Source organism: Mesorhizobium sp. M7A.F.Ca.CA.001.04.2.1 (genome assembly GCF_003998485.1).
GTDB classification, from domain to species: Bacteria; Pseudomonadota; Alphaproteobacteria; order Rhizobiales; family Rhizobiaceae; genus Mesorhizobium; species Mesorhizobium ciceri.
Window position 1 is genome coordinate 1 of sequence record NZ_RZQT01000208.1, and the last position, 7,441, is coordinate 7,441.

6 protein-coding genes and 1 pseudogene are annotated in these 7,441 nt (G+C 62.2%); 1 reads left to right on the forward strand and 6 read right to left on the reverse strand.

Annotation, left to right across the window (positions count from 1 at the left end):
• The 6 genes and pseudogenes from EN955_RS32895 to EN955_RS32925 form a co-directional block, all read right to left on the reverse strand.
• Positions 1–894, reverse strand: an 894-nt coding sequence (locus EN955_RS32895) for a sugar ABC transporter substrate-binding protein (protein ID WP_164769948.1), incomplete at its 3' end; no start/stop codon positions are given.
• Between the two features lie 29 nt (positions 895–923).
• Positions 924–2,111 carry a PLP-dependent transferase gene (locus EN955_RS32900; RefSeq protein WP_024503580.1) on the reverse strand — a complete coding sequence of 396 codons (1,188 nt, stop codon included), beginning with the start codon at positions 2,109–2,111 and terminating at the stop codon, positions 924–926.
• Positions 2,108–2,842 (reverse strand): FadR/GntR family transcriptional regulator, encoded by a 735-nt coding sequence (locus tag EN955_RS32905; RefSeq protein WP_013531928.1) that lies wholly within the window; start codon positions 2,840–2,842, stop codon positions 2,108–2,110. Before EN955_RS32905 ends, EN955_RS32900 begins: the two co-directional genes overlap by 4 nt.
• Positions 2,843–2,978: 136 nt before the next feature.
• Positions 2,979–4,450, reverse strand: a pseudogene (locus EN955_RS32910) (FAD-dependent monooxygenase).
• A gap of 521 nt (positions 4,451–4,971) precedes the next feature.
• Positions 4,972–6,345, reverse strand: a complete 1,374-nt coding sequence (locus tag EN955_RS32920; protein ID WP_024503582.1) for a PleD family two-component system response regulator — start codon at positions 6,343–6,345, stop codon at positions 4,972–4,974.
• A gap of 33 nt (positions 6,346–6,378) precedes the next feature.
• Positions 6,379–6,750 carry a response regulator gene (locus EN955_RS32925; RefSeq protein ID WP_013531932.1) on the reverse strand — a complete coding sequence of 124 codons (372 nt, stop codon included), beginning with the start codon at positions 6,748–6,750 and terminating at the stop codon, positions 6,379–6,381.
• Positions 6,751–6,993: 243 nt separating this feature from the next.
• On the opposite strand from EN955_RS32925, the gene EN955_RS32930 reads away from it, so the two are divergent.
• Positions 6,994–7,293: a DUF3572 domain-containing protein gene (locus tag EN955_RS32930; RefSeq protein WP_024503583.1), complete on the forward strand. Its 300-nt coding sequence runs from the start codon at positions 6,994–6,996 to the stop codon at positions 7,291–7,293.
• Positions 7,294–7,441: the final 148 nt, after the last annotated feature.

A 7,441-nucleotide genomic window follows, 5' to 3' on the forward strand; every position in this document is an offset into this window, starting at 1 on the left:
GCCGAGTGTCGGATAGGATTTGCCGCTCGGCCCGACCGGCAATGGCGCTACCGCGAAATCGTCGGCGCTCATCTTGTCGGCGATGCCGAGCAGCGCGTCCGGATCCTGGTTGAGCATAGCGCAGGTGCCGGAATAGAAGCCGGTGACCGTTTCGTTGAAACCCCAGCTCACCGCATCCTTCGGCGCCAGTCCGTCCTTGTACATGTCGGCCAGCATCTGCAGGCCCTTGACCGAGCCCTCCTCGTTGATCGTCGAAGTGCCGTCCTCGTTGAAGTAACCGCCCTTGCCGGCGGCGATGTTCATGAACATGTGCATGCCATTGAAGGCGCCCGGCCCGCCGCGCAGGCAGTAGCCGTACTTGCCCGGGAGCGCGGAAATCTTCTTGGAATCGGCGACGAAATCTTCAAGCGTCGCCGGCGGGCCATCGAGGCCGGCCTCCTTGAACAGTTTCTTGTTCCAGAACAGCGCGTTCACATAGTAGCCGTAGGGGATCATGAACTGGGTGTTGTTGACGGTCGAGCCGAACTGTTTGGCGCGGTCGCCAAGCGTCTTGGCGTCATCCCATTTGGCCATATACGGGCCGAGATCCTCGAGCTGGGCATTGTTGGCATAGAGGCCCATCCAGCGCTCCGGCATCTCGACCACGTCGGGCGTATCGCCGGCCTGCACCATGGTCAGGAATTTCTCGAACGCCTGCCCCCAGGGCAGCGAGATCAGCTCGACCTTGATGCCTGGATTGGCCGTTTCGAACTCGGCGATCTGCTTCTTCAGGAATTCGGTGCGTGGCGGGCTGGTGATGACTTCGACCATTTTCAGGGTCGAATCGGCCACAGCATTTCCGGCGGAAATCGCCAGTCCCGCAACGGTGGCAAGCATGACGGTCAGTTTTTTCATGTTCAAGACTCCCATTTTGAACCCGCTTGTTATTTTCTGGCTTTTTCGAAGGCTTGGGCGACATCCGCCCACAGGTCTTCGACACTCTCCAATCCGACATTGAAGCGGATGGTTCGGGGGCTGACGCCGAAGCGCGCCATCGAATTCAGGCCCGGCGTCTGCTCCAGCGACGCCTTGGCCGGCACGACCAGGCTTTCATGCCCGCCCCAACTGACGCCGATGCGGAAATATTTCAGCGCGTCGACGAAGACGGGGATGTCGATCTCGTCCGTAACCTCGAAGGAGAACAGCCCGGCATAGCCGGCCAGCGTCGCCTTGCCTGGGTGGTTCGAATAGACGGGATGGTTGACCCGCTCGACAGCGGCATGCGCCTTCAGCCGTTCGGCGATGGTCAGGCCGCTCTTCATGTGGTGCGGCAGGCGCAGCGGCAGCGTGCGCAGGCCGCGCAGCAAAAGCCACGCCTCGAACGGTGACAGCTTGCCGCCGAGATAGGAATAGGTCTGCTCGTTGATGTGCTTGATGTGGGCAGCCGAACCCGCCACGACGCCCGCGACCGTATCGCTGTGGCCGCCAAGGTATTTCGAGGCCGAATGCAGCACCAGGTCGACGCCATGCGTGATCGGCTTCTGGAACACCGGCGTCGCCCAGGAATTGTCGATCGTGGTGACGATGCCCTGTTCCTTGGCCAACCGTGTCAGATGCGCGATGTCCTGCAGCTCGAACATCATCGAGGTCGGGCTTTCCAGATAAAGCAGCTTGGCGCCGGGAAGTGCCGCCGCGACCGCATCCGGGTCGGAGCCGTCGACATAGTCGACCTTGATGTTGAGGCGCGGCAACAGCCGCTCGAACAAACGGTAGGCATCGCCATAGCAATTGCGCACCGCCACGATGCGCTCGCCCGCACCGACGAACGCAAGCACCGTGGCGCTGATCGCCGCCATACCACTGGAAAAGCCGCGCGCGGCTTCTGCGCCCTCGAGCGCTGCCACGCGCGCCTCGAACTCCATCACCGTGGGATTGTCGCCGCGCGAATAGATCGGCTGCCTTCGTTTGCCGGCAAAGGTTTCGGCCATCTCGGCATAGTTGGCGAAGGTGAACAGCGAGGTCTGGTAGATCGGCGGCACCACCGCACCGCCGGGGAACGGTTCGTCATGCGCCAAAAGCGTCGCCGCTTCGGCGAGATAGTCGTAATCGAAACCTGATGGATGCTCGTTCATGTCTGGCTCGAGAGTTTGAGTTTGGCCGCGCCGCGCTTGAGGTCGTCCTCGACGGTGGCGATCAGCTTGAGCGCCTCGGCGCGAGCGCCCTGCGGATCGCGGGCAGCAATGCGTTCGTAGATGGTCCGGTGATAGGGAAAGCTGGCGTGGCCGAAGTCACGCACGCCGAGCGGATGCTCCCAGAAGCGGTGAAACAGCTCATGCATGGCGGCGATGATCTGCTCGAACAGCGGATTGCCCGAGACCCGGTAGATCGCCTGGTGGAACTCCCAATCCTCTTCCGACGACATGCCCTCGCGCGTGCGGAACGCCTGTTCCATGATGTCGAGCTTGCGTGCGATCTCGGCAATATCGGCTTGGCTGGCGCGTTCGGCGCAAAGGGCTGCTGCCTCCGCCTCCAGCGCGCGGCGGATCTCCAGCGTCTGCATCAGGCTGGTGAAATCATTGCCGCCGGCCAGTGTCAGCGGCATGTGCAGCATATCAGGCGAAACAGCCGCCTTGAGATAGGTGCCGCTGCCTTGCCGGCGTTCGACGAGGCCGAGCCCTTCCCAGCGTGTCAGAGCCTCGCGCACGGTGTTGCGGCTGACCTTCAGCCGCTCGGCGAGAATGCGTTCGGTTGGGAGTCTGTCGCCCAGCTGCAGGGCTTCGGCGCGAACAAATCCCACCAACGCCTTCAACACGGCGTCGTCGCGCGCCGTGATTTGAATGGGTGGCAGGCTGTTCTGGTCCACATTTCCTCCGAGTGGTCCAATGGTCCAACCAATTCTGCACAGTTGAAAACTCCTGTCAACCAACTGTCAGGAGCACTGTCGGAGGAAGCGACGCAATATTCTCAAGGCGGTCGCGCGATCGCTTCGATCGCGTCAGCTAACCTGCGGCAGCAGGCGGCCCGAACCAGGTGGTCAGCGCGTCCACAAGGCCCCGTTGGGCTCCCGCCCCGGCCCAAGCCACATAACCATCGGGCCGGATCAAGACCGCGTCGGGCGCAACGACACTCCCGAGAGCCGGGAGGTCCCAGATACCGGCGTAACCGGCGTCGATCTGCCGGACCCGTTCTGCCCAGGGCGCGATGTCCAGTCTGCCGGGCTCACCGAGGTTGAGCAGCACGGGCCGCGCGTCGTGCAGCAAGGTGAAGACCCGCAACGGTCCGCCGGCGGTGGTCAGATCGAGATCGGGCATTCGCCGCCCAAGCAGCGGGTGCCCCTCGCCGAGGTCGTAGTGGACACACAGGCCGGACATCTCGGCTGCGATCTTTTTGCGGGGTTCATCCATGCCGAGCAACTCGGCAACGGTGTCGGCCAAGGCCTTGCTGCGATCATCCGTGCGGCGAAGCGCGACCTGCGCCATCGTGTTACGCAACACGCGGGCGGCAACCGGATGGCGCTCGGCATGATAGCTGTCGAGAAGGCTTTCCGGCGATATCCCCTTGATGACCTGGGCCAGCTTCCATCCAAGGTTCACCGCATCCTGCACGCCGATGTTGAGGCCCTGTCCACCCATCGGCGGATGGACGTGGGCGGCATCGCCGGCCAGCAGCACGCGTCTGTCGCGATATGCGGCAGCCTGGCGCGTCATGTCGGTGAAGCGGGAGAGCCAGGTCGGGCTGTGGACCCCGATCGGTGCCATAGATGGCAGCCAGCGCCTCGCTGAGCTCGCGTAGCGTCGGTTCGCCGCGCGCCTCCAGGCGGGGCTCCGTCAGCACGACGCCAACCTTCTTGCCGTCCTCGATCTTACCCAGGGCATGAATTCCGGAGGCATTGCTGCGGAAGCCCCATGGCGGTTCTTCCGACATTTCGACCTCGGCAATCATCCAGCTCATCATCGGATCCCATCCGGCGAACTCGATACCGGCCGCCTTGCGAATGGTGCTGCGGCCTCCGTCGCAGCCGACCAGATATGCGGCCCTCAGGCGGTGACCGGTGGACAGTTCGACGTTGACGCCGCTGTCGTCCTGGATAAACCCCGCAACCTCGTGTTCACGATAGATCGGCACCTTCAACTCGCCGACCCAGTCGGCCAGGATGCGCTCGATGTGGTTCTGCCGCAGCGCCAACAGGTAATTGTGCCGGGTTGGGAAATCGCTGATGTCCAGGCGGATCATGTGAAAACCTACGGCACGGGCTCACTTGGCCTTGCGAGAGGAACCGATCGGCAATTCCGCGCTGGTCGAGCACCTCGATGGTGCGAGCATGGAGGCCGCCTGCGCGCAGGCCGGCAAGTTTCTGATCCGGCCGCCTTTCGACAATGGCAACGTCGACGCCTGCTAGCGCCAGTTCGCCCGCCAGCATCAATCCCGTCGGACCACCCCCGGCGATCACCACCGCATGATCTGAAACCATTGTCATCACTCCCGTTTTCCGCACCTTGGTTCGGGTCGGTTTTACGGGAGGAGCCGGGTCTTGCCGCAAGCCCCTTGTGCGCCATATGTATGAAATGGAAAGGAACGGTATTGTTTCCCCTGTTGGTTGCCGCGGAACAAGCGCTCGGGGCAATTTCCCCTAACGATATCCAGATTTTCAGGCGCAAAAACCCAGAGTCTTCCGTGCCTTGGCACGGAGCTCTGATGTTCATTGGAAAGAAGGGGGCCGGTCGGCGTTTGGCAGCGGTACGAGGAGGCCACTATGTGCCAGCGCCGGCCGGCCGACCCCACGGACCCAGGAGATGCGGCGGACCTGAGCATCATGGGGTATTCCCAGGGACCGGAGCCGGCGGTCTATCCTCGTGCCGGCTTCGTCTTGGCCTGCACAGTCGCGCAAGAGCTTATAAAAATCAACAGTTTCTTAACCAAGGCTCGCGAATCGCTTGGATTAAGGTAAACGGGTAACCCTGTCGGGTTGACTGGATAATCGGGGCTGGATCACTACGCCGCCTTGGCGACGACCCGATTGCGGCCGCCGCTTTTGGCTTCGTAGAGCGCGAGATCGGCACGCTTCATCAGCGCCGCCACCGTGTCCACGCCCTTCAGCACCGACGACACGCCGACGCTGACCGTGACTTCGATCGCCTTGCCGTCCTGGCCGATGGCGAAAGCCGCCTGGGCGATTTCGGCGCGAATGCGCTCGGCCACCTTCTCGGCCACCGCGCCCTCGGTATCCGGCATCACCACGACGAACTCCTCGCCGCCAAAGCGGCAGGCAAGGTCGATACCCCTGACATTCTTGCGCAGCCGCCGTGCGAATTCCCGCAGCACCTCGTCGCCGCCATCATGACCGTGCGCGTCGTTGATCGCCTTGAAGCGATCGAGGTCGGTGATCATCACCGACAGCGGCCGGCGCCGTGCCACGGCGCGATCGAACAGCGTCTGCAGATGGCTGTCCAGATAGCGGCGATTGTGCAGCCCGGTCAGACCGTCGGTCACCGCCATTTCGATTGTCTGGGTGACGCTGGCCCGTAGCTGGTCGTTGTAGCGCTTACGGCGCACCTGCGTGCGCAGCCGTGCCGTCAGTTCCTGCTGGTCGATCGGCCGCATGAGATAGTCGTTGATGCCGAGTTCCAGGCCGCGAATGATGCGTTCCTCCTCGCCCTCCTCCGCCAGCAGGATAATCGGCACGAAGCGGGTGCGATCGAGCGAGCGCAACTGCGAACAGAGCCTCAGCGGATCGAAATCGGCGAACGCGGTCGAGATCATCACGCATTCATAGGATGTCTCGGCGGCCTGGAAGAAACCGGCATGCGGATCATGTGTGACATCGAGGTCGGCCCGATCACGCAGCATCTTCTGGATGCGCTCGACGGATGTTTTGCGCTCGTCGATCAAAAGCACTTTCGGCGTCGTGTCCTCGGATGCGAAATTGCGGCTGAGCAACTCCTCAATGCCGATGTTGCGCGTCGTCGAGGCGCGCAGCCGCAACTCGTCGGTCAGCGACTTCAGCCGAACCAGGCTCTTGACGCGCGTCATCAGCTGCAGGTCGTTGACCGGCTTGGTCAGGAAGTCGTCGGCGCCAGCCTCAAGCCCGCGGACGCGGTCGGAAACCTGGTCCAGCGCGGTGATCATCACCACCGGAATGTGCGATGTCGCCGGATCGCTCTTCAGCCGCCGACAGACCTCGAAGCCGTCCATATCAGGCATCATCACATCGAGCAGCACGACATCGACCTTGCCGTTCTCGCAGGTCTCGATCGCATCCGGCCCGTTGGTGGCGGTCAACACTTCGAAATATTCGGCCAGCAGCCGCACTTCCAGCAGCCGCACATTGGCAGGGATATCGTCGACGACGAGGATCCGCGCAGTCATTTCATAACGCTCCGACTCGGCTGAAGGGGCACATCACGCATCGCCCAGATAGGATTTGATGGTTTCGATGAAACGCGGCACCGAAATCGGCTTCGAGATATAAGCCTCGCAGCCACCCTGGCGGATACGTTCCTCGTCGCCTTTCATGGCGAAGGCGGTCACGGCAATGACGGGGATGACGTGCAGTTCGTCGTCCTCCTTCAGCCATTTGGTCACTTCAAGCCCCGACACCTCAGGCAATTGGATATCCATCAAGATGAGATCCGGCCGGTGCTGGCGTGCCAGATCGAGCGCTTCCAGACCGTTGCGGGTGCGCACGGTCTCGTAACCGCTTGCCTCGATGAGGTCCCGAAAGAGCTTCATGTTGAGCTCATTGTCCTCGACGATCATAACCTTCTTCGGCATCGATATCCCGTCCCGGCCGCCCTTCCGCTTCGAAGGCGACCGTCATGCGCCCATGTCTGAACGCACCAAACCCTGCTTCACTTTACGGCAATATGATTGACGAAACGGAAATCCGCGGCTGGAAACAGCGCGAATTCCACCTCGTCGCCTGCGCGTCCAAAGGGCGCGCCACGCTCTAATGGCTTGCCGCAAGCAACTCTTGCCATTACTGCGGGAGAGACTCATTCCACACCGAAGGTAGTGATGGCAAACGCAGCGTCAATGCGCGAAGAAGCGGAATCGATTGCCGTGAAGGCCCTGGGCTTTGTCGCCTCCGATCCGGAGCTTTTGCCGCGCTTTCTGGCTATCACCGGCATAGAGGTCCATTCGATCCGCAAAGCCGCCAGTGAGCCAGGTTTCCTGGCTGGTGTCCTGCAATTCATCCTCGCCCACGAGCCGACGCTGATGCGCTTTGCCGAGGAAACCGGCACCCCGCCGGCTGCTGTCGGCAAGGCCCTGCGGTCGCTGCCGCTGGGCGATGACAACCACGAGCATTCCATATGAGCGATGATCCAGAAACAGCGCGCCAGATCGAAGAACTGGCAGCCGACAACCGGCCGTTGCTGGTGCTCGATGTCGACGATGTCGTGCTCGAATTCATCCGCCCGTTTCCGAATTTCCTCAAGACGCGTGGCTACGGCCTGACGCTGGC